This window comes from Tabrizicola sp., assembly GCF_041913445.1.
In the GTDB taxonomy this organism is placed as follows: Bacteria; Pseudomonadota; Alphaproteobacteria; order Rhodobacterales; family Rhodobacteraceae; genus Tabrizicola.
Map to the genome: position 1 here is coordinate 141,869 of NZ_JAYSFG010000002.1, position 19,204 is coordinate 161,072.

The window sequence follows — 19,204 nt, forward strand, 5'->3', positions numbered from 1 at the left end:
GTCACGAAGGAGAGACTTTGCAATGAGCGAAATGATCGATGCGGCCGTGAAGGCACTGTCCGCGAAACTGTCCGGCGGGTTCGACGGGGTGGCCAAGTTCGTCATCCCGGGCGAAGGGGCGATCATGCTGGACCACGCGGGCGTTCGCGCGGGCGACGACGAAGCCGACGTGACGCTGACCGCCGACGCGGACGTGTTTCGCGCGATCCTGGATGGCGAGATGAACCCGACGATGGCCTTCATGTCCGGGAAACTGTCTGTCGATGGCAGCATGGGCATGGCGATGAAGCTCGGCTCGGTCCTGGGGTGAAGGACACCACGCTCTCCGAGGCGCCGTTCCACGCGGCGCTGGCTGACGGGCCGCCCGGGGCCGTCTGTGTCTGGCTGAAGGCCGGCCAGGCGCGGATCCGCGTCGCCTGGTGGCGCGCGGGGGACAGGGGCACGGTGCTTCTGCTGCCGGGCCGGACGGAATGCGTCGAGAAATACGGCCGCGCTGCCGGGGATCTGGTGGCGCGAGGCTTTTCGGTCATCACCATCGACTGGCGCGGGCAGGGCCTTGCCGACCGCGCGCTGCCCGACCGGATGGTCGGACATGTGGGTGACTTCGACGAGTACCAGCAAGACATGGATGCCATGCTGGCCGCTGCCACCGAGGCAGGACTGCCGCAGCCATTCTACCTGATGGCGCATTCGATGGGCGGCTGCATCGGGCTTCGCGCCCTGATGCGCGGGCTGCGGATCCGGGCCGCGGTGTTCTCGGCCCCCATGTGGGGGATCGCGATGGCGGCCTGGCTGCGGCCCGTGGCCTCGGTCGTGGGGGCGCTGGCCCGGCCGCTTGGGATCGCGCACCGCTACGCGCCGACGACGGGAGGGCAGGCCTATCTGGCGACCCAGCCCTTCCAGGGCAATGTGCTGACGACCGACCCGGAGATGTGGGACTACATGCGCCGCCAGGTGGTGGAGGTGCCCGACCTGGCCCTTGGTGGCCCGTCCATCGCCTGGCTGAAGGCGGCGCTGGTCGAATGCGCGGCGCTGGCGCGGATGCCCGCGCCGCCTGTGCCGACGATCTGCGCCCTGGGCACGGCGGAAAAGGTGGTGGATGTTCCGCCGATCCACCTTCGGATGGCGGGCTGGGCCACGGGTCAGCTGGACCTCTATCCCGGGGCCGAGCACGAGATCATGATGGAAGGCCCCGCCGCCCGCGCCCGGTTCTTCGACCGCGCGGCCTCGCTTTACGCGGCCAACCGGTAGGCGGCCCGCCTTCAGCCCCTGGCGTCGAGCTTCCGTTCGATGGCGGCCAGCCGCTCCATCACCTTGGCCTCGAAGGCCTGGTCGCGCTGTTCCTCGGCCTCGCTGGCGGCTTCCTGCATCGAGTTCACGATGAGGCCCACGATCAGGTTCAGGACCGCGAAGGTGGTGATCAGGATGAAGGGCACGAAGAAGGCCCAGGCGTAGGGATAGACCTCCATCACCGGGCGCACGATCTCTCCCGACCAGCCTTCCAGCGTCATGATCTGGAACAGCGTGAAGGACGTGGCGGTCAGGCTGCCGAACCATTGCGGGAAGCTGGCCCCGAAGAGCTTCGTCGCCATGACGGCCGCGATGTAATAGATGATCAGGATCAGAAGGAAGACCGACCCCATGCCCGGCAATGCCCGGCCCAGCCCGTCGACCACCCGGCGGAGCGACGGGACGGCCGAGACAACGCGCAGGACCCGCAGGATCCGCATCGCCCGCAGGACCGAGAAGCTGCCGGTGGCCGGAAGCAGCGAGATCGCGATGATGGTGAAGTCGAAGACGTTCCAGCCGGACCGGAAGAAGCGCAGACCTTGCGCGTACAGCCGCAGGACCAGTTCGACGACGAAGATCGCCAGGCAGATCCGGTCGATGGCGAGTATCAGCGTCCCCGCCCGCGCCATGACCTCGGGGAAGGTTTCAAGCCCCAGGGTGACGGCGTTGATCAGGATGACGGCGATGATGAAGCGCGAGACGGTCGGGCGGTCGAGAAAGGCGGCAACGGCAGCGCGGGGGGACATGGGACCTCGGTTCACGGGGGAAAACTTCAGCGGATATGCGGTGCCATGCCGCGTTCGTCCAGCCCCGGGGACCCGAAGTCCAAAGGTCTCAAGGTGCCAGCGTGAATTCCATGCTGCGACCATCGGGGGCGGTCAGGACCAGGGTCCGGTCGTCCTTCCGTTCCAGCCGCGTCATCGCGGTCAGGGCGTCGAAATAGACGTCCTCGTCGGCCAGGCGGTCGCAGGCCATGCGGGTGACGCGCAGGGGCGAGAGCTTCATCTCGGGTAGGGTGCCGAGGTTCCGGCCGCCGTAGCTGTTGCAGGGCGCCTTGCCCGAGACCTCTCCGGCAGCGCCGATAGTCAGGGTGGCGGGGATGTCGACGGGCTGGCCGTCAAGCGCCCGAAGCGTCCAGGTGACGCCCGAGGGGTCCTGGGCCTGGGCGGTGCAGGCGGTCATGGCAAGGCCGGCAAGGAGAGGCAGAAGACGCATGGAGAAGGCTCCTTCATCGTTTCGGACAATCCTTTGACGCGTCAGAAAGCCTCGGGCTTGGCCTCGCGCGCCATGTGGTCAAGAACGGCGTTGACGAACTTCGGCTCTTTCCCGTCGGGGAAGAAGGCCTTGGCCACGTCGACATATTCGGTGATCGTCACCTTGGGGGGCGTCGCCATGTCCACCAGCTCGGCCCCCGCCGCGCGGAAGAGAGCGCGCAGCACCGGGTCGATCCGGTCGATGGGCCAGGCCGCGACGAGGGCGCGGTCGGTCAGCTGGTCGATCTTCGCCTGCCAGTTCACCGCCGAGCCCACCACGGCGCGGAAATGGTCGACGTCGCCCTCGGCGAATTCGCCTTCCTCGTAGGTCGCGCCAAAGCGGTGCGTCTCGAACTCGCGCGTCACGGCCTCGACCGTCTGGCCCGAGCTTTCCATCTGAAAGAGCGCCTGCACGGCATAAAGCCGGCTGGCGGATTTCATCTGGCGCTTTTCGTCACGTCTGGCGGTCGTCATGCCCTGAAACCGATCCCCTTGGTCTTGCCGGCCCATTTGCGCGACAAGGCCACCAGATGCAAGGCCGCAGCCGCCGCCCCGCCGCCCTTGTTCTGGCCCATGGGGTCGGCCCGGATCTCCGCTTGCGCCCGGTTCTCCACCGTCAGGATCCCGTTGCCGATGCAGGCGCCCTGCAGGCCTAGAAGGCTGATCGCGCGAGAGGAATCGTTGCAGACCGTGTCGTAATGCGTCGTCTCGCCCCGGATGACGCAGCCAAGCGCCACGAAGGCGTCATAGTCCGCCAGCCGCTGCGCCATCGCGATGGCCGTCGGGATCTCCAGCGCGCCGGGAACTTCCACCAGGTCAACCTCGGCCCCGCAGGCCTCGCCCACCGCCTTCGCCCCGGCGACGAGGTTGTCGGCGATGTCCTTGTAATAGGGCGCCACCACGATCAGAAGCTTCACCGGCTTGTCGAAGCTGGGAAGCGGCAGGGTGTAGTGCGTCTCGGCGGTGGCCATGGCTTACTCCTTGATCGCGCGGGTGCCCGCGATGGTCAGGTCATAGCCTTCAAGGCCGACAAGCTTGGGCTGGGCCGAGTTCGTGACCAGCGTGATCGCCGACAGACCCAAGGCTGACAGGATTTGCGCCCCGATTCCGTACTGGCGCAGGGTCTGGGGCGAATGCTCGCCGTCCTCGACCATCTTCATCGTCGTGTCGCGCAGAAGGACGACCACCCCGCGACCCTCGGCCGCGATGATCCGCATGGCGGCGGGTAGGTCCGAGCCTTCGCCGAGGCCAAGGACGTCCTCCAGCGGGTTCAGCGCATGGACGCGGACCAGAACCGGCTCGGGCGTGGAGAGGTCGCCCTTGGTCAGGACGACGTGGTCAGCCCCCTGCAGGTCGTCGGTGAAGACCCGCATCAGCCAGTCGCCGCCGTGGACCGAGGTGACGGCCTTCACCGAGCGTTCCTTGACCAGGTTGTCATGCTTGCGGCGGTAGGCGATCAGGTCCGAGATGGTGCCGATCTTGATCCCGTGCTTCTGGCCGAACTTGATGAGGTCGGGCAAGCGCGCCATCGTGCCGTCGTCGTTCATCACCTCGCAGATCACGCCCGAGGGGTTCAGGCCCGCAAGCCGCGAGACGTCCACCGCCGCCTCGGTATGGCCCGCGCGGACCAGCACGCCGCCGTCGCGGGCGCGCAGCGGGAAGATGTGCCCGGGGGAGGCGATGTCGGCGGCCCCCTTGGTCGGGTCGGTCGCCACGGCGACGGTCCGCGCGCGGTCGGCGGCAGAAATGCCGGTCGAAATCCCCTCGACCGCCTCGATCGACAAGGTGAAGGCGCTGGAATGACGGCTGGAGTTCTTCCGGTCCATCAGCTGCAGGCCCAGCTGGTCCACCCGGTCCGAGGTCAGCGCCAGGCAGATCAGGCCCCGGCCATGTGTGGCCATGAAGTTGATCGCGTTCGGTGTGCACATCTGGGCCGGGATCACGAGGTCCCCCTCGTTCTCGCGGTCTTCGTGGTCGACCAGGATGAACATCCGCCCGTTGCGGGCGTCCTCGATGATCTCTTCGGTCGTGGAAATGGCGTCGGAATATTCGGACATGTGTGCCTCGCAAGCTCTCACTGCCCCTCTAGCGCGGGCGGGCCGCAAAGGCCAGAGGGGCAGGGCGCAGAGAAGCTGTGCATTCTGTCGCCCGGGAACCGGAATTTTCAAAAATTCCGGTCCGATTTCTTCGAAGAAATCGGTCCCCCCTTCAGACCCGGGCGGACAGGACGGCCAGGCAGGCGACCTCGGCCAGTTGCTGGGACGCGCCCAGGATGTCCCCCGTCTGCCCGCCGATCTTGCGCAGCGCAGTGAAGGCCAGCCAAAGCGTGACGGCCAGCGTGGCGAAAACGAGGGGCACGGCGGACCACCCGGTCAGGGCGGCTGCAAGGGCCACGGCCAGCACCAGGCCCACCAGTGCCGTCGCTGCGCTTGGGCGGCCCGTGGCATGGCTGAACCCCGACCCGCGCGCGTTCGGCAGAAGCGCCATCACCAGTGCCATTGGCGCGCGGGATAGCGCCCCCGTGGCCACCAGCGCAGCCCAATGGCCGCCAAAGACCAGCACCGCCGTCAATCCCGCCCAGCGGGCGAGCGTGACCAGGACCAGCGCCAGGACGCCGTAGCTGCCGACCCGGCTGTCCTTCATGATCTCCAGCCGCCGTTCCCGCGTCCAGCCGCCGTAAAGTCCGTCCGCCGTGTCCGACAGCCCGTCCTCGTGCAGGCCGCCCGTCAGCATCGCGCCAAGGGCCAGGACCAGGGCCGCGGCGACCCCGGGCGTGACGCCCAGCCAAAGGAGCCCCGTGGCCACTGCCGCTCCGAGCGCGCCGAGGACGGCTCCGACCACGGGCCAGGCCCAGGCCGAGGCGGCGCCGGTGCCCTGATGGTTCGGCAGCGGAAGCCGGGAGAGAAGGGCGAAGGCCGACAGAAGGTCGGACGGCAGCCGAAGGGCGATGTCGCGGATTGGGAGCAAAGCGGCTTATCCCGGCTGGCGTTCAGGTCCCCCTTGGGGTAGCCCCAGACGCGAAAAGGTTCAATCCGGAGAAGACGATGCCGTTCCAGACCCTTGCCGATGTCCGTGCATTGCTGGCGAAGCTTCCGGCCCCTGACCAGGCTGCCATCGCGGCGGCCGAGGCGCGGAACGGGCAGCTCACCAAGCCGCCGGGCGCGTTGGGGCGGCTGGAGAAGCTGGCGATCTGGATGGCGGGGTGGCAGGGGACGGACCGGCCGCGCGCCTCGAATCCGCAGATCGCGATCTTTGCCGGAAATCATGGCGTGACCGCCAAGGGCGTCTCGGCCTTTCCGGCCGAAGTGACGGTGCAGATGGTGGCGAACTTTGCCCACGGTGGAGCGGCCATCAACCAGCTGGCCAAGGCCTTCGGCGCCAAGCTGGACGTCCACGCGCTGGACCTCGACCGGCCCACGGCGGACTTCACGGAAGCTCCGGCGATGACCGAGGCCGAGGTGGTGGCGGCGCTGCGCAAGGGCTTCGAGGCGGTTGATCCCGAGGCAGACCTTTTCGTCGCGGGCGAGATGGGGATCGGCAACACCACCGCCGCCGCGGCCATCGCGACGGCGCTTTTCGGCGGCGTCGGCTGGGCCGGGCGCGGCACCGGGGTGGATGACGAGGGGCTGCGCCGGAAGGAGTCCGCCGTCGCGGCGGGGGTGGAGCGGCACAAGGCGCTGCTGTCGGACCCGCTGGAAGTGCTGCGCTGCCTTGGCGGGCGCGAGATCGCCGCGATGGCGGGCGCGATCCTGGGTGCGCGGATGGCGCGGGTGCCGGTGATCCTGGACGGGTTCATCGCCTGCGCGGCAGCGGCGGTGCTGGAGAAAGCCGTGCCGGGGGCGCTCGACCATTGCGTCGCGGGCCATCAAAGCGCCGAGGGCGCACATGCGCGGCTGCTGGAGAAGCTTGGCAAGGAGCCGCTTCTGTCGCTGGGCCTGCGGCTTGGAGAAGGCTCGGGCGGGGCGCTGGCGATCGGGGTGGTGCAGGGGGCGGTCGCCTGCCATTCCGGGATGGCAACCTTTGCCGAAGCCGGGGTCGCCGCCGGTTGAGGCCCCTTGTCCACGCAGGACAGCGGCAGGCAGCTCTTTGAGATCAAGGGGTTGCTTGTGAACGTTTACGTCCTGTGAACCATAGGCTTGTCTGTGACTTCGTCACTCGTCCCGGGCCGGTGCGCCGGCGCCGAGAAGACAAAGCCGCATGAGGAGCGCGCCTTAGGCCTTCGGCATCTTCAGGCTGATGAGCCGCCCGCCCTTCTGGTAGCGGACCTCGGTCTCGGTGATGGCCTTGATCGTGCCGCCGTCGATCCGGTCGCCCACCTTCACCTTCTTGTACTTCCCGTTCGACTGCCGGACCAGCGCGTAGCGGCGCGAGTCGGTGCCGTAGGTGCCGATCAGGTTCAGCTTGGACAGGTTGATCGCGTTGGCAAAGGTCGCCTGCTTCGCCACGCTCGCCTTGGTCGGGATGGAGGGGGCCGCCCGTGCGGGTTCGGGTTCATCGAGTTCGGCCATCTCCTCGGGTTTGGCCTCGGGCGCGGCGGCGGCGGCGGCGACCTCGACTTCCGCTTCCGGGGCAGGCTCGCGGACGGCGGCGGCCACGGCGGCTTCGACGGCGGCAGAGAAGTCGTTCGGGCGCGCGGCGGGCCGCATCGAGATGGCGACGATCGAGGGGTTCTGCGCCTCAAGCGCGGCAGCCTCGGCCAGTTTCGCCTCGGCCTGCGCGGTCAGTGACGCGGCTTGGGCACCCAGGTCGGCCGGTTCGGCCGGCGCAGCGGCGGCGGCAGCGGCGGTCACGCTGGCGGGGCGGGGCAGCGGGCGGAGGCCTGCGAATTCGGCCGCGATCTCGGGCGTAAGGGCGGCATCGTCGGCGGGGGCGGGCGCCAGTCCCTCGGGCCGCGGGCGCGGCCGGAAGCCGGCCATCGCGGGATCGGCCGGAGGGAGTTCGGCGGCCGGCGCGGCGTCGTCGCCCGCAGTGACGAGCGAGGCATCGGCGACGGTGGCGGTGGTCGAGGCGGCATCGGCGGTTGCCTCGGCGGCGGCCTCGGGCGCGGCAGCCGGAGCGGCGGCGAGGGCGGCGGCGGTCGCTGCCTCGCTGCGGACGGGGGGCACAAGCGGGGGCTTCCCGGCGATGAGGAAGACGCCCTCGGGCGACATGATCCCGTCGGGCGTGGGCATCAACAGCCCGTTGGCGTCGAACTTGTAGACGGTTCCCGGCGCCGGCGGCGGCATCACGGGATCGGGCAGGATGTCCCGCGTCTCGGCCAGCGCGGGGAGGGCCAGCGCGTCCAGGGCAGGGGGCGGCGCGTCCATCGCGGAGAGGAAGATCTCGTCCTGATCCTCGACCGGGGCAGTGGCGGCCGAGACATCGGTGGCCACGGCGGTTTCGGGCGCAGGTTCGGGAGCGGGTTCGGGCAGGACCTCGGCCGTCTCTTCCAAGGTCGCCGGGTCGGGCTCGACCGCCGGGTCGTCCAGGGCAACGGCTGCGGCGGTGTCCTCGGTGGCGGCATCAGCCGCGGGGTCGGCGGCTGCGGTTTCGGCGGACGCGTCCTCTCCGCCGATGTTCACCGGCAGGCTTTCGGTCGCAAGCTCTTCGACGCTGGCGGTGGCCGTTCCCTCGGCTTCGGGGAGCGGATCGGTCATCCCTTCCGGGTCCTGCATGTCGGCGAGCATCTCGTCGTCGACGCCCGGCAGGCTGTCCGCTGCGGCGGCCGTGTCTTCGGTCGGGGCACCGTTGCCGCCGACGAAATACGAGGCCCAGGCCGCGACCAGGGCCAGGAACAGGAGCAGAAGCCCGACCATCACCATGAACATGGTGCCGGTGCGCTTCTTGGCCGGAGCGACTGCGCCGAAGGTGCCGCCGGGGCGGGTGGGGGACTTCACGGTAGTCGGGCCACCGATGGCGGGGCGCGGGATGTCGCCGCCCTTCAGCTTCGGCTTCGCCCGCGTGCCCGGGATCGAGGGAGAGGTCACCAGGCCGGGGAAACCCTTGCCGTTGGCCGGCCGCGCCGCCGGGGCGGGCTTTGCGCCGGCGGGCGGGGCCGCGGTGCGGGTCACGCCATCGACGGGACGGGCGGCACCCTCGGCCGCGGCGGCGCGACGGCTGGCGAAGGCCACCATGGCGGCCGATGGCGGGGCAGGCGGGATGTCGTCGTCGAGATCATCGACCGAAAGCTTGCGGGCCGATGCTGCAGCGGGCAGGTCGTCGCCGTCCGGAAAGGCCGAGGTGTCCGTCACATGGGCAAAGGGGGCTTCTTCCGGCGTGGCGGCAGTGGGCGCCGGGGCAGGTTTGGCACGGGACGCCTCGGCGGCAGCCTCGCGGGCCAGGATGGCCTCGGGCTCGTCCTCGGCCAGCGGGGCCGGTTCGGGGGCGGATGCAACGGGCGCCGGGGCGGCTGGGGTCTGGGCCGGCACTTCGGCCTCCAGCGCCTCGGCAAGGCCCGGCAGGTCATCATCCACGGTCGCGGCGGCCTGAGCGGTCGACTGTGCCTTCGGCTCGGCCGGGGTCTCCAGCACGGGGTCCGGCTGGGGTTCGGGGGTCGGTTCGGGAGTGGGCTCGGGCTCGGGCTCGGGCTCGGGTGTCGGTTCGGGCGCAGCTTCCGGTGCGGCGGCTGCGGGCTCGGCCTTGGGAAGCTCGCGCTGGAGGATCGAGACCGGCTCGCGGTCGCGGTCCACCGTCTCGTCCTCGGCCAGGATCGAGGCGGCGGCGGTCGTCGGGCCGAACCAGGGTTCGCCAACGAAGGTGCCTTCCTCGGGGATCGCGACGAAGGAGACCGGGTTCAGCCGATGCTCGACCGCGAAGCCCTCGGCCTGTTCCAGCGTCTCGCGGGCGATGACGGCAACCTTGACGGTCGCGCCCTTGCCGGACCAGTCGAAGACCAGATCCTCGACGGCATAGGGCGTGCGGCCTTCCAGCGCGGCGGCGATCTGGCGGCGCTTCTCGTCGCGGCTGGGGCCGGGAGCGTGGATCTCGGTATAAAGGATCTGGCTGTTCGGCAGGATCAGCTTGGTCGCGACACCGAGGGGCGACAGGCCAAGCGCGGTCTTGCGCAGGTAGTCCATCGCCTCGGGCAGGTCGGGGGCGTCGAAGGCGACCTCGCCGATCGAAAGCCATCCCTTCGGCGTGCGATGCAGAAGACCGATGGTCTCGCTCGTCAGGTCAAGTGCAAATGTCGGTTTCATGTCGCGGGTCTAGCACGGATATTGGAAGTGCTGGAACGTGCCCCAGCCGATTGGCGCCTTAGTAAAGCAGCTTTTCGCCTAAGGGAAGGAAAACGACCAAGGATACGGTTGCGGCGGACGTCACAGATGCGAAATGTCGCGCAAATCCGAAGGAGATCCTGATGCGTGTCCTGTCCGCCCTTGTCCTGAGCTCTGCGCTGGCCCTGCCCATGGCCGCGCCCGTCCTGGCTGAAGACCTTTCCCGCACGATCACCGTGACCGGCACCGGAACCGTCGAGGCCGCGCCCGACATGGCGACGCTGATGATCGGCGTGACCACGCAGGGCGCGACGGCCGCCGAGGCGCTGGCCGAGAATTCCAAGGCCACCGACGCGGTGATTGCCCGGCTGACCGCCTCGGGCGTCGAGGCGCGGGACATGCAGACCTCGAACCTGTCGATCAACCCGAACTGGTCGGGCTATGACAGCTCGACCCCCACCATCGCGGGCTATGTCGCGTCGAACATGCTGACCGTGCGGGTGCGCGCGCTGGACACGACGGGGGCGATCCTGGATGCGGCCGTGGCGGATGGTGCGAACACGTTGAACGGGATGACATTCGGCCTGGCCGACCCGGAGCCCGCCTATGCCGAAGCGCGGAAGGAGGCGGTGGCCGATGCCCGCGACAAGGCCGAGCTTCTGGCGATGGCGGCGGGGGTGAAGCTGGGTCAGGTGGTGTCGATCAGCGACGGCGGGGCGATGACCGATCCCGCGCCGATGTACCGCGATGCGGTCGCGGCGTCGCCGGTCCCCGTGGTGGGCGGAGAGCTGGGGCTGGTCGCCAACGTCTCGGTCACCTGGGAAATCGCCGAGTAACGGCGGAAATGGCGGCAACCGGCGGAAATCGCGCAAGGATTCCGCCGGTCTCGTCATGATGTTGCCCAAGTCGGCGGGCAAGGTACCGGCACGAGAAGAAGAAGGCAGGAGCAGTTCCCCATGGTCCGCGGGCCGATCAGCATGTTGATCGTCGGTGCGATTCTGCTTGTCATGACGCTGCTTGTCACACTCGGCCCCCGCGCGTTCGAGGGGATCCTGCCGGACTATGTCATCGACATGATGGACGGCACGACCATGGGCGGGTCTTCCGGCATGGGCGGATTTGCGGGCATGGGCGGGGCGGCGGGAGAGGGTGACGCACCGACGGATTTCCTGCGCGACGGCCCGGACGGGCTGGAGGTCACCGGGCCGATCGCTGCACTGTCGGGCAACCGGCCCGTCTTCATCCGCGATGTGATCGACGGCTATTCGACCAAGGTCGGCTCGGACGTCCCAGCCGAACTGACGACGATCCGGCCGATCTCGGGCTGCCGCCTGACGCCGCCCCTGCAGGGCACCGCGGTCGGACATGTCACGGCGGGGGCCACGGGCCTGGATCTGCCGATCCTGACCTACAACGACAGCGACCTTGCGGCCGCGGTGCAGGTTTTCGTCAACCTTTACCGCGAGTTCGGCAAGGCCGAGGTCCGGCAGCCCGAAGGCCTTGCCTACGAGGTCTATGACGTCGCCGTGACCGAGACGCGGGCACCGGTCTACCTGGTTCTGGAAAGCTTCACGCGCAACCGGATCTGGAACATCCACCTCGCCCCCGGCGCGCGGATCGAGCGGGTGGTCCTTCTGGGCGGCGTTCAGTCGGGCGTGGCCAATCTGGACCCGGTGGTCCCGGTCGAAGTCCTGCCCGGCGATGCGCTGGCCGCCTGCGGCATCCAGCCTGCCTATGCGCTGAACCCCGGTCATCGCTTCTTCGAGGTGCTTGCCAATGGTCCGGGCAGCTACAAGGAAGAAGCCGAGGTGACCTTCGCGGGGATGCAGGAAGGCATCGCGGCCTACAATACCTGGTTCCGTGACAGCTTCGGCCTGCGCGCGGATGAAAGCCGGGCGGGATTTGGCGGCACGATCTCGGTCGTCGGCCCGCAGCCGGGCGAGGCCGAGCCGAAGGCCGTCTATTCCTCGATCCAGGGGGCCCGCATCCGGATGACCCAGGACGCTTACGTTGAGATCCGCGGCCAGGTCGCCCCCGGCGAGGATTTCGCCGCCCGCGTCATCGCCATCGCCACGACCTTCGCCTCGGGCGACCTAGCGAACCTGCGCCAGGGGGTCGAGTTCTGATGCTGCGCCTGCTGATCGGCACGGGTGTTCTGCTGATGACCATCGGCTTCGGCGCGGCGGGCTGGCAGTATTGGCAATCCCTGCCCAAATCCGCCCCGTCCGAACCCGTCGCCGCGGCCGCCGCCGCCTCGGTGCCGGCGCGGCAGACCTGGCTGATCTCTCCCACCGGGGGGCTGGTTCCGCAGGACGAGGTCAAGGCCTACCTTGCGCAAGAGCGGTTCGTGCCTGGCCGACGGCTGCGGCTTGAGCGTCAGGCCAACCTGTCCGACCTTCTGGCTGCAGGCGAGAAGCTGCCGGAACCCGCTTTCCTGGAGGTCCTGGCCGATATCCGCGCCCCGAAAGTGGCCGAGGGGCTTTGCGCGGTGGTTCAGGCCGCAGGCGCGCAGGACTGCGCCGTGAACGCGGCCCGCGTCGTCGAAGGCAGCGTCGACCAGGCGGAGGGCACGGCCCGCTTCCAGCTGGAGCTTGTCTACCGGCTGAAGGACGAGGACGAGCTTCCCGATCTGGCCGCGCATGTGTTGCGGAGCCAAGTCGTCAGCCTGGAGATCGAAGCCGGGGCAGAGGGCAGCAGCTCGCCCGAGGCGGCGCTCGCCGTACTTCTGGACCAGGTGGCCGCAGCCTGTACGGCCGACACGGTGGGCGAGATCTGCCGGCCGATGGACCTGTCGCTTGCCTGGGTCCCGGGCAATCCGGTCCAGGCGCGCGGGCGGATCGCCTGGCTCGACCCGCTGCCGGAGGGGATGTTCGTGGCCCCGCCGCTGGACACCGTGGGCGGCGACTGAAGCGGCGGGGCGCGACGGTCAGGCCGTGGCCTTGGCCAGCGCCTGGTCGAGGTCGGCGATGATGTCGCGCACGTCCTCGATCCCGATGGAGACGCGGACCGAATCCGGCGCGGCCCCGGCGCGGACCTGAGCGTCTTCGGTCAGCTGTCGGTGCGTCGTCGAAGCCGGGTGGATGATCAAGGACCGCGTGTCGCCCAGGTTCGCCACGTGGGAGAAGAGCTTCACGTTGTCGATGAGCTTCACGCAGGATTCGTAGCCACCCTTCACGGTGAAGGTGAAGAGCGCCCCGGGACCCTTGGGCGTGATCATCTTGGCGAGGTTGTGGTAGGGCGAGGACTTGAGGCCCGGGTAGGTCACCTTCCCGATCCGCGGGTCCTGCTCCAGCCATTCGGCCACGATCTGCGCGTTCTGGACATGGCGGTCCATGCGCAGGGCCAGCGTCTCGATGCCCATCAGGGTGTAGTGGGCGCCCTGCGGGTTCATCGTCATGCCGAGGTCACGCAGCCCGATGGCGATGGAGTGGAAGGTGAAGGCCATGTTGCCCAAGGTCGGGTGGAAGACGAGGCCGTGGTAGGCGGGCTCGGGCTGGGAGAGGGAGGGGAACTTGTCGTCCTTCGACCAGTTGAAGTTCCCCGAGTCGACCACGATCCCGCCGGTCACCGTGCCGTTCCCGGTCAGGTACTTGGTGGCCGAATGGACGACGAGCGTCGCGCCGTGTTCGATGGGACGGCAGAGGTAGGGGCTGGCGGTGGTGTTGTCGACGATCAGCGGGATATGGGCCTGGTTCGCGACGCGGGCGATGGCGGGGAGGTCGGAGAGCGCTCCGCCCGGGTTGCAGATCGTCTCGCAGAAGAGCGCGCGGGTGTCGGCGTCGATGGCGGCCTCGATGGCCTTGGGGTCGTCGAAGTCGACGAACTTGGCCGACCAGCCGAACTTGCGGATGGTATTGGAGAACTGCTGGATCGTGCCGCCGTAAAGCTTGGTCGAGGCGACGATGTTGCGGCCAGGCTGCATGATCGGGAAGAGCGCCATGATCTGGGCCGCGTGGCCCGAGGAGCAGGCGATGCCGCCCGCGCCGCCTTCCAGCGCGACGACCCGGTTCGCGAGGGCCGAAACGGTGGGGTTCGTCAGGCGGGAGTAGATGTAGCCCACCTCTTGCAGGTTGAAGAGCTTGGCCGCGTGGTCGGCGTCGCGGAAGACGAAGGCGGTCGACTGGTAGATCGGGACCTGCCGGGCGCCGGTGGCGGGGTCCGGCGCGGTGCCGGCGTGGATGGCAAGCGTCTCGAATGCGAGGGGTCTGTCGGTCATGGGGTCCTCCCTTGTTTGCGGGCGAGGGTAGGGGGGAAAGGGCGGACTGGCAACGGGGACCTGTCCACGGTGGACAGGACTGGCCACGTTAGGGAAATCAATGGCTTGGGCGCGCGCGTTCAGGGAATGTTAATCTCTGGCCGCCGCGCGGAGGAGAAGGATCGTTGCGGCCCGCGGCCTTGCGTGGTTGGATCGGCCCGCCCAAAGGAGTGCCCGCGATGCTGACCCCCTTCCATCTTGCCTACCATGTGACCAGCCTGAACGAGGCCCGCGCCTTCTATGGCGGGGTGCTGGGGTGCCGGGAGGGGCGCAGCACGGAGACCTGGGTGGATTTCGATTTCTTCGGCCACCAGATCAGCCTGCATCTTGGCGAGCCGTTCAACACGACGAACACCGGGAAGGTCGGCGACAAGCTGGTCCCGATGCCGCACCTGGGGCTGGTCCTGCACCTGCCGGACTGGCGCGCGCTGGCCGACCGGCTGACGGCGGCGGGGGTGGAGTTCGTCCTGCCGCCGCAGGTCCGGTTCGAGGGCCAGCCGGGAGAACAGTGGACGATGTTCTTCCGGGACCCGAGTGGAAACCCCATCGAGGTGAAGGGCTTCGCGCGGATGGAGGCGGTGTTCGAGGGGTGACGTTCTGTTAACCCTGAACTCCTAGTCTGGTGATTGAAAACTATATCACCAGGTGATAGATATTGGCTGTGGTTCTTCTGGAAAAGCGGTTCGCGAAATGGGCCGAGAAGGAAGGAATCGACGACGCGCGGTTGCTTCGGGCGGCGGCAGAGGTTGCGGCCGGTCAGTACGAGGCAGATCTTGGCGGCTATCTGTTCAAGAAGCGGGTCGCTCGGGAAGGTGGGGGAAAGTCGGGTGGGTACCGGACGATCCTTTGTTTTCGGAAGGTCGGTCATGACCGGATGGTCTTTCTGCATGGTTTTGCCAAGGGCGCGAAGGCGAACATAGATGCGACGGAACGGGCGGTGTTGAAGCAGCTTGCGGCAAGCCTTTTGACGGCGACGGGAGCCCAGATCGCCGCACTGCTGGAACAAGGGTTCCTGAAACGGATCGGAGATGCCGGGCATGGGCCGGAAAAGTGAAATCCTTGATATGGCTGTCGACTTGGCGACCGGGTTGCACCAGGTCGGCGCGATGGACAAGGCGACCCTGCGCGAGATCGAAGCCCTGGCCCTGCCGAAGGCGTCGCAGTTCAGCGCCGAGGAAATCCGTGCGATCCGAGAGCGGAACCGGGTGAGCCAGCCGGTTTTTGCCGTCTACCTGAACGTCGCGCGCAGCACCGTGGCGCAGTGGGAGCAGGGAAAGAAGGTACCCTCCGGCCCTGCGGCGCGACTGTTGGATATTGTGGCGCGGAAGGGACTGCAGGCGGTGGTCTGATCGGGCCTGTTTCTTGAGCGTCCGGTGCGGCTCATAGCGCACCCTACGCTGTGAATCCTGTTGCGCTTCCTGCCTGACCGGCCAACTCTGCGCCACTGGCATGGAGGCAGCACATGGCGACGGAAAGCGCGGGGGTTGATCTGGTCTCGGTAGTGACGCTTCTGGGCGCGGCGGTCGTGGCGGTGCCGGTGTTCAAGCGGATCGGGCTGGGGTCGGTGCTGGGATACCTGGCCGCGGGGCTGGTGATCGGGCCGTTTGGCCTTGGGCTTTTCTCGGGCCCGATGGCGATCCTGCATGTGGCGGAACTGGGCGTGGTGATGTTCCTGTTCATCATCGGGTTGGAGATGGAGCCGTCGAAGCTTTGGGCGATGCGGCGGGATATCTTCGGGCTGGGGCTTCTGCAGGTCGCGCTTTGCATCGGGCTTCTGGGGCTGGTCGGGCTGGCGCTGGGCTATCCTTACGCGGGATCGCTGATCGCCGGGGCGGGGTTCACGCTGACTTCCACGGCCATCGTGATGCAGATGCTGCAGGAACGGGGGGATATCTCGGCGCCGAAGGGCCAGCGGATCGTGTCGATCCTGCTGTTGGAAGACCTGGCCATCGTGCCTTTACTGGCGCTGGTCGCGTTCCTGGCGCCGGGGGGCGGGGAGGTCACGCTTCTGGAACGCGCGCAGGGAGTCGGAATCGGCCTTATGGCGATTGCGGCTCTGGTGGTCGCCGGGATCTACCTTCTGAACCCGATGTTCCGCCTGCTGGCGGCATCGCGAGCGCGGGAGGTGATGACGGCGGCGGCCTTGCTGGTCGTGCTGGGGTCGGCGCTGTGGATGCAGCTCGGTGGCCTCTCGGCAGCGATGGGGGCGTTCCTGGCCGGGGTGCTGCTGTCGGAGTCGAGTTTCCGGCACCAGTTGGAGACGGATGTGGAGCCGTTCCGAGGGATCCTCCTGGGGCTGTTCTTCCTGGCCGTCGGCATGGCGCTGGACCTGTCGGTGATCGCCGAGAACTGGCAACTGGTGGCGGTCAGTGTCGTCTCGCTGATGGTCTTGAAATCGCTGATCATCTACGTCGTGGCCCGCATCAACAAGGCCAGCCATGCCGAGGCGCTGGAGCGCACCGTCCTCATGGCGCAGGGGGGCGAGTTCGCCTTTGTCCTTTACTCGGCTGCTTTGGCGGTGGGGCTTCTCAGCACGACCGACGCTGCGATCCTGAACGCGATCGTCATCGTCTCGATGGTGCTGACGCCGCTGATGGTGATCCTGCACGACCGCTTCCGTCGCCCGCCGCAGGTGTCGCTCGAGGGGATGGAGGCCCCGGACGGGTTGACGGGCCAGGTGCTGGTCGTGGGCTTCGGGCGGTTCGGCCAGATCGCCTGCCAGCCCCTCTTGGCGCGGCGGGTGCCGATCAACATCATCGATGACGATCCGGAAATGATCCGCGCCGCCGAGGCCTTTGGCTTCAAGGTCTGGTTCGGCGATGGCACGCGTCTGGACATCCTGAAGGCGGCCGGGGCCGAGACGGCGCGGGCGGTGCTGATCGCCACCGACAACAAGGAGACGACCACGCGGATCGCCAGGCTGGTCCGGCACGAATTCCCGGGCGCGGTCGTGCTGGCCCGCGCCTGGGACCGGGCCCATGCGCTGGAGCTGATCCGCGAGGGCGTCGATCACCAGATGCGCGAGGTTTTCCACTCGGCGCTGGCCCTGGGGGGTGAGGCGCTGGAGGTCCTGGGGGTCGACCCCGACGACATCGGCGCGATCCAGGAGGGCATCCTGCGGCGCGATGCCGAGCGTCTGGCCCTGCAGATGACCGGGGACATCTATTCCGGCAAGAGCCTGATCATCGGCAACGCCGAACACACGGTGCGGACCTAGGTCGGCGCCCCCACCGCGCGACGCTCGGCCGGTTCGGGCGGGGTCATCAGGCTTTCGAGCTTGGCTTTCACCTCCGCCGGCCAGGGCATCGAGGTGTGCTTGTCAAGCCAGGAGGCCGCGAGGACCTGTTCCACCGACCAGCGGTGTTCGTCGCCGCAGTGGATGGTGTGGTGGAGGCGGACCGAGGATTTGCCGACCTTCAGGATCGAGATGCGAAAGGTCAGCTTGTCGCCGAAGAACGAGGGTTTCGAGAAGTCGCAGGACAGGTGGACGGTGGGCGTGCCCCAGCGTTCGTTCCAGATGATCTCGTGCCAGGGCCAGCCGATATGGGCCCAGAACTCCTCGACCACGCCATTCAGGATATTGAGGTAGGCCGGGTAGTAGGCGGTGCCCGAGATGTCGCAATCGCCGAAATGCAGCATGCGGTCGGTGGTGTAGCAAACGGTCATTCCTGTCCCCCTTTTTCGTCGCAGGGTGACCGGTTTTGCGGCGCGGTCAAGCCGCTGAGCCGCGTGGGAAGGTAAACAATCCCTGCAAATACCCCGCAAACTTGACGGAAAGGCGTCATTTTGCTTGGATCAACGCATTGAGGGACGAAGTCATTTTGGATGGTGAGCATGTCGGCAGATACCGGCTTCTTGCGGACGTCCCCCGATCTGGTCTGGGGTTCAGAGCTTGGAACTTACGAATTGCGTCACCCCGGGCCGCTGGTGTGGTCTCCGGGGCTGATGACGCTTTACGGCGTGTCGCGCACGCCGGCCTCGGCCGAGGAGTTCATCGCCTTGGTCCATCCCGAGGACCGCGAGCGCTGCCGGATCGAGGCGGAGCAGTTTCAGGATCCGCGACTGTCGCACTACAGCCAGACCTTCCGCATCCTGCGCCCTGACGGGGCGGTTCGGATCATCCTGGACCGCGGCTCGATCGAGCGGGACGCGGAGGGGCGGCCACTGGTGACACGGGGTTTCAATGTCGATGTCACCGACGAGGCGCATCTGAACTATTCGGCGGAGCGGCAGCTGCGGTTCAGCGAGGAGCGCTATCGCAAGCTTTTTGACGCGATCGACCAGGGGTTCTGCATCGTCGAGGTGCGGCTGGATGCACCGGACGGGCGGATCGACTACCGCGTGGTCGAGGCGAACCCGGCTTTCTACGAAAAGACCGGCTTTCCGACCGAGATCCTGGGGGCCTGGCTGCGCGCGGCGGCGCCCCTGCTGGAGGAGCACTGGTACGAGACCTATGGCGCGGTGGCGCGGACAGGCCAGTCGGTGCGCTTCGAGAACTTCTCGGATTTCCTGGGCCGCTGGTTTGAAGTCTTTGCCTTCCGCCTGGAAGAGGCAGAGCGCAAGCTGGTCGCGATCCTGTTCAACGATGTGACCGACCGCCGCCAGCAGCAGGAGCACATGCAGTTCCTGCTGAACGAGATCAATCACCGGTCGAAGAACATGCTGGGGGTGATCCAGGCCATCGCGCGCAATACTGCGGCGAAGGACCCCAAGGCTTTCATCGCGAGCTTCGGCGAGAGGGTGCGGGGGCTGGCGGCCTCGAACGACCTGCTGGTGCGCAACGGCTGGCGGCCGGTCGAGCTGGAGGCGCTGATCCGGTCGCAGCTGGCCCCCTTCTGCGATGAGACCTCTGGCCGGCTGGCGCTGTCCGGACCGCCGGTCGTGCTGGGGCCCGTGGCGACCCGCGCGCTGGGGATGGCGCTGCACGAGCTGGCGACGAATGCGGCGAAATACGGCGCGCTTTCGGTGCCGGAGGGGCGCATCCACCTGGACTGGACGCAGGACGGCGAGGGGGAGGCCCCGTTCCGGCTGGACTGGAACGAGGCCGGCGGACCGCCGGTCGCGGAGCCGCGGCGCCAGGGCTTTGGCTGGAAGGTCACCACGGTCATGGTGGAAAACACCATGGAAGGCCGGGTTCTGTGCGACTATGCCCGCGACGGGCTGCGCTGGCGTCTTGACTGCCCGAAGGCGCGGTTGATGGCCTGATCGAGGCC

At 68.1% G+C, this 19,204-nt stretch carries 20 protein-coding genes; 11 read left to right on the plus strand and 9 right to left on the minus strand.

The window, feature by feature from the left end; all coding sequences use genetic code 11:
• The first annotated feature begins 22 nt into the window (after positions 1 to 22).
• Positions 23 to 310 carry an SCP2 sterol-binding domain-containing protein gene (locus ACE3Q6_RS03005; protein ID WP_374428309.1) on the plus strand — a complete coding sequence of 96 codons (288 nt, stop codon included), beginning with the start codon at positions 23 to 25 and terminating at the stop codon, positions 308 to 310.
• Positions 307 to 1,251, plus strand: a complete 945-nt coding sequence (locus ACE3Q6_RS03010; protein ID WP_374428311.1) for an alpha/beta fold hydrolase — start codon at positions 307 to 309, stop codon at positions 1,249 to 1,251. Before ACE3Q6_RS03005 ends, ACE3Q6_RS03010 begins: the two co-directional genes overlap by 4 nt.
• 11 nt (positions 1,252 to 1,262) lie before the next feature.
• On the opposite strand, the gene ACE3Q6_RS03015 is transcribed toward ACE3Q6_RS03010, so the two are convergent.
• The 6 genes from ACE3Q6_RS03015 to cobS all read right to left on the minus strand — a co-directional run bounded on the left by ACE3Q6_RS03015 (position 1,263) and on the right by cobS (position 5,501).
• Positions 1,263 to 2,036: an ion transporter gene (locus tag ACE3Q6_RS03015; RefSeq protein WP_374428313.1), complete on the minus strand. Its 774-nt coding sequence runs from the start codon at positions 2,034 to 2,036 to the stop codon at positions 1,263 to 1,265.
• Between the two features lie 88 nt (positions 2,037 to 2,124).
• Positions 2,125 to 2,505, minus strand: a complete 381-nt coding sequence (locus ACE3Q6_RS03020) for an META domain-containing protein (protein WP_374428315.1) — start codon at positions 2,503 to 2,505, stop codon at positions 2,125 to 2,127.
• 41 nt (positions 2,506 to 2,546) lie between these two features.
• Positions 2,547 to 3,017, minus strand: coding sequence for a transcription antitermination factor NusB (nusB, locus tag ACE3Q6_RS03025; protein ID WP_374428317.1), 471 nt, complete (start codon positions 3,015 to 3,017; stop codon positions 2,547 to 2,549).
• On the minus strand, positions 3,014 to 3,514 hold the full coding sequence (locus ACE3Q6_RS03030) for a 6,7-dimethyl-8-ribityllumazine synthase (RefSeq protein WP_374428319.1): 501 nt from the start codon (positions 3,512 to 3,514) through the stop codon (positions 3,014 to 3,016). Before ACE3Q6_RS03030 ends, nusB begins: the two co-directional genes overlap by 4 nt.
• Before the next feature lie 3 nt (positions 3,515 to 3,517).
• On the minus strand, positions 3,518 to 4,600 hold the full coding sequence (gene ribB / locus ACE3Q6_RS03035) for a 3,4-dihydroxy-2-butanone-4-phosphate synthase (protein WP_374428321.1): 1,083 nt from the start codon (positions 4,598 to 4,600) through the stop codon (positions 3,518 to 3,520).
• 151 nt (positions 4,601 to 4,751) lie between these two features.
• A complete protein-coding gene (gene cobS, locus ACE3Q6_RS03040; RefSeq protein WP_374428842.1) occupies positions 4,752 to 5,501 on the minus strand; it encodes an adenosylcobinamide-GDP ribazoletransferase in 750 nt (249 codons plus the stop codon).
• Between the two features lie 86 nt (positions 5,502 to 5,587).
• Between cobS and cobT the strand changes: the two genes are divergently transcribed.
• Positions 5,588 to 6,592 (plus strand): nicotinate-nucleotide--dimethylbenzimidazole phosphoribosyltransferase, encoded by a 1,005-nt coding sequence (gene cobT, locus ACE3Q6_RS03045; protein WP_374428323.1) that lies wholly within the window; start codon positions 5,588 to 5,590, stop codon positions 6,590 to 6,592.
• 162 nt (positions 6,593 to 6,754) lie between these two features.
• Here the strand turns inward: cobT and ACE3Q6_RS03050 are convergent, their stop codons facing one another.
• Entirely contained in the window at positions 6,755 to 9,718 is a 2,964-nt protein-coding gene (locus tag ACE3Q6_RS03050) for a hypothetical protein (RefSeq protein ID WP_374428325.1), read from the minus strand.
• A gap of 161 nt (positions 9,719 to 9,879) precedes the next feature.
• Here ACE3Q6_RS03050 and ACE3Q6_RS03055 point away from each other — a divergent pair, with 161 nt between their 5' ends.
• The 3 genes from ACE3Q6_RS03055 to ACE3Q6_RS03065 all read left to right on the plus strand — a co-directional run bounded on the left by ACE3Q6_RS03055 (position 9,880) and on the right by ACE3Q6_RS03065 (position 12,644).
• A complete protein-coding gene (locus tag ACE3Q6_RS03055; RefSeq protein WP_374428327.1) occupies positions 9,880 to 10,572 on the plus strand; it encodes an SIMPL domain-containing protein in 693 nt (230 codons plus the stop codon).
• Positions 10,573 to 10,692: 120 nt separating this feature from the next.
• The gene (locus tag ACE3Q6_RS03060) at positions 10,693 to 11,862 is read left to right on the plus strand and encodes a hypothetical protein (RefSeq protein WP_374428329.1); all 1,170 of its coding nucleotides are present in this window, start codon (positions 10,693 to 10,695) and stop codon (positions 11,860 to 11,862) included.
• Positions 11,862 to 12,644 carry a hypothetical protein gene (locus ACE3Q6_RS03065; RefSeq protein ID WP_374428331.1) on the plus strand — a complete coding sequence of 261 codons (783 nt, stop codon included), beginning with the start codon at positions 11,862 to 11,864 and terminating at the stop codon, positions 12,642 to 12,644. The genes ACE3Q6_RS03060 and ACE3Q6_RS03065 overlap by 1 nt, the downstream gene beginning before the upstream one ends.
• Before the next feature lie 18 nt (positions 12,645 to 12,662).
• Here the strand turns inward: ACE3Q6_RS03065 and ACE3Q6_RS03070 are convergent, their stop codons facing one another.
• Positions 12,663 to 13,952: an O-acetylhomoserine aminocarboxypropyltransferase/cysteine synthase family protein gene (locus tag ACE3Q6_RS03070; protein WP_374428333.1), complete on the minus strand. Its 1,290-nt coding sequence runs from the start codon at positions 13,950 to 13,952 to the stop codon at positions 12,663 to 12,665.
• 218 nt (positions 13,953 to 14,170) lie between these two features.
• Between ACE3Q6_RS03070 and ACE3Q6_RS03075 the strand changes: the two genes are divergently transcribed.
• The 4 genes from ACE3Q6_RS03075 to ACE3Q6_RS03090 all read left to right on the plus strand — a co-directional run bounded on the left by ACE3Q6_RS03075 (position 14,171) and on the right by ACE3Q6_RS03090 (position 17,208).
• Positions 14,171 to 14,584, plus strand: coding sequence for a VOC family protein (locus tag ACE3Q6_RS03075; RefSeq protein ID WP_374428335.1), 414 nt, complete (start codon positions 14,171 to 14,173; stop codon positions 14,582 to 14,584).
• A gap of 68 nt (positions 14,585 to 14,652) precedes the next feature.
• Positions 14,653 to 15,045: a type II toxin-antitoxin system RelE/ParE family toxin gene (locus ACE3Q6_RS03080; protein ID WP_374428846.1), complete on the plus strand. Its 393-nt coding sequence runs from the start codon at positions 14,653 to 14,655 to the stop codon at positions 15,043 to 15,045.
• Between the two features lie 10 nt (positions 15,046 to 15,055).
• Positions 15,056 to 15,340, plus strand: coding sequence for a helix-turn-helix domain-containing protein (locus ACE3Q6_RS03085; protein ID WP_374428336.1), 285 nt, complete (start codon positions 15,056 to 15,058; stop codon positions 15,338 to 15,340).
• A gap of 113 nt (positions 15,341 to 15,453) precedes the next feature.
• A complete protein-coding gene (locus ACE3Q6_RS03090) occupies positions 15,454 to 17,208 on the plus strand; it encodes a monovalent cation:proton antiporter-2 (CPA2) family protein (RefSeq protein WP_374428338.1) in 1,755 nt (584 codons plus the stop codon).
• On the opposite strand, the gene ACE3Q6_RS03095 is transcribed toward ACE3Q6_RS03090, so the two are convergent.
• The gene (locus tag ACE3Q6_RS03095; protein ID WP_374428339.1) at positions 17,205 to 17,657 is read right to left on the minus strand and encodes an acyl-CoA thioesterase; all 453 of its coding nucleotides are present in this window, start codon (positions 17,655 to 17,657) and stop codon (positions 17,205 to 17,207) included. The two genes, ACE3Q6_RS03090 and ACE3Q6_RS03095, sit on opposite strands and share 4 nt — an antisense overlap.
• Before the next feature lie 168 nt (positions 17,658 to 17,825).
• Here ACE3Q6_RS03095 and ACE3Q6_RS03100 point away from each other — a divergent pair, with 168 nt between their 5' ends.
• Positions 17,826 to 19,196 (plus strand): HWE histidine kinase domain-containing protein, encoded by a 1,371-nt coding sequence (locus tag ACE3Q6_RS03100; RefSeq protein WP_374428341.1) that lies wholly within the window; start codon positions 17,826 to 17,828, stop codon positions 19,194 to 19,196.
• The last annotated feature ends 8 nt before the right edge of the window (positions 19,197 to 19,204 follow it).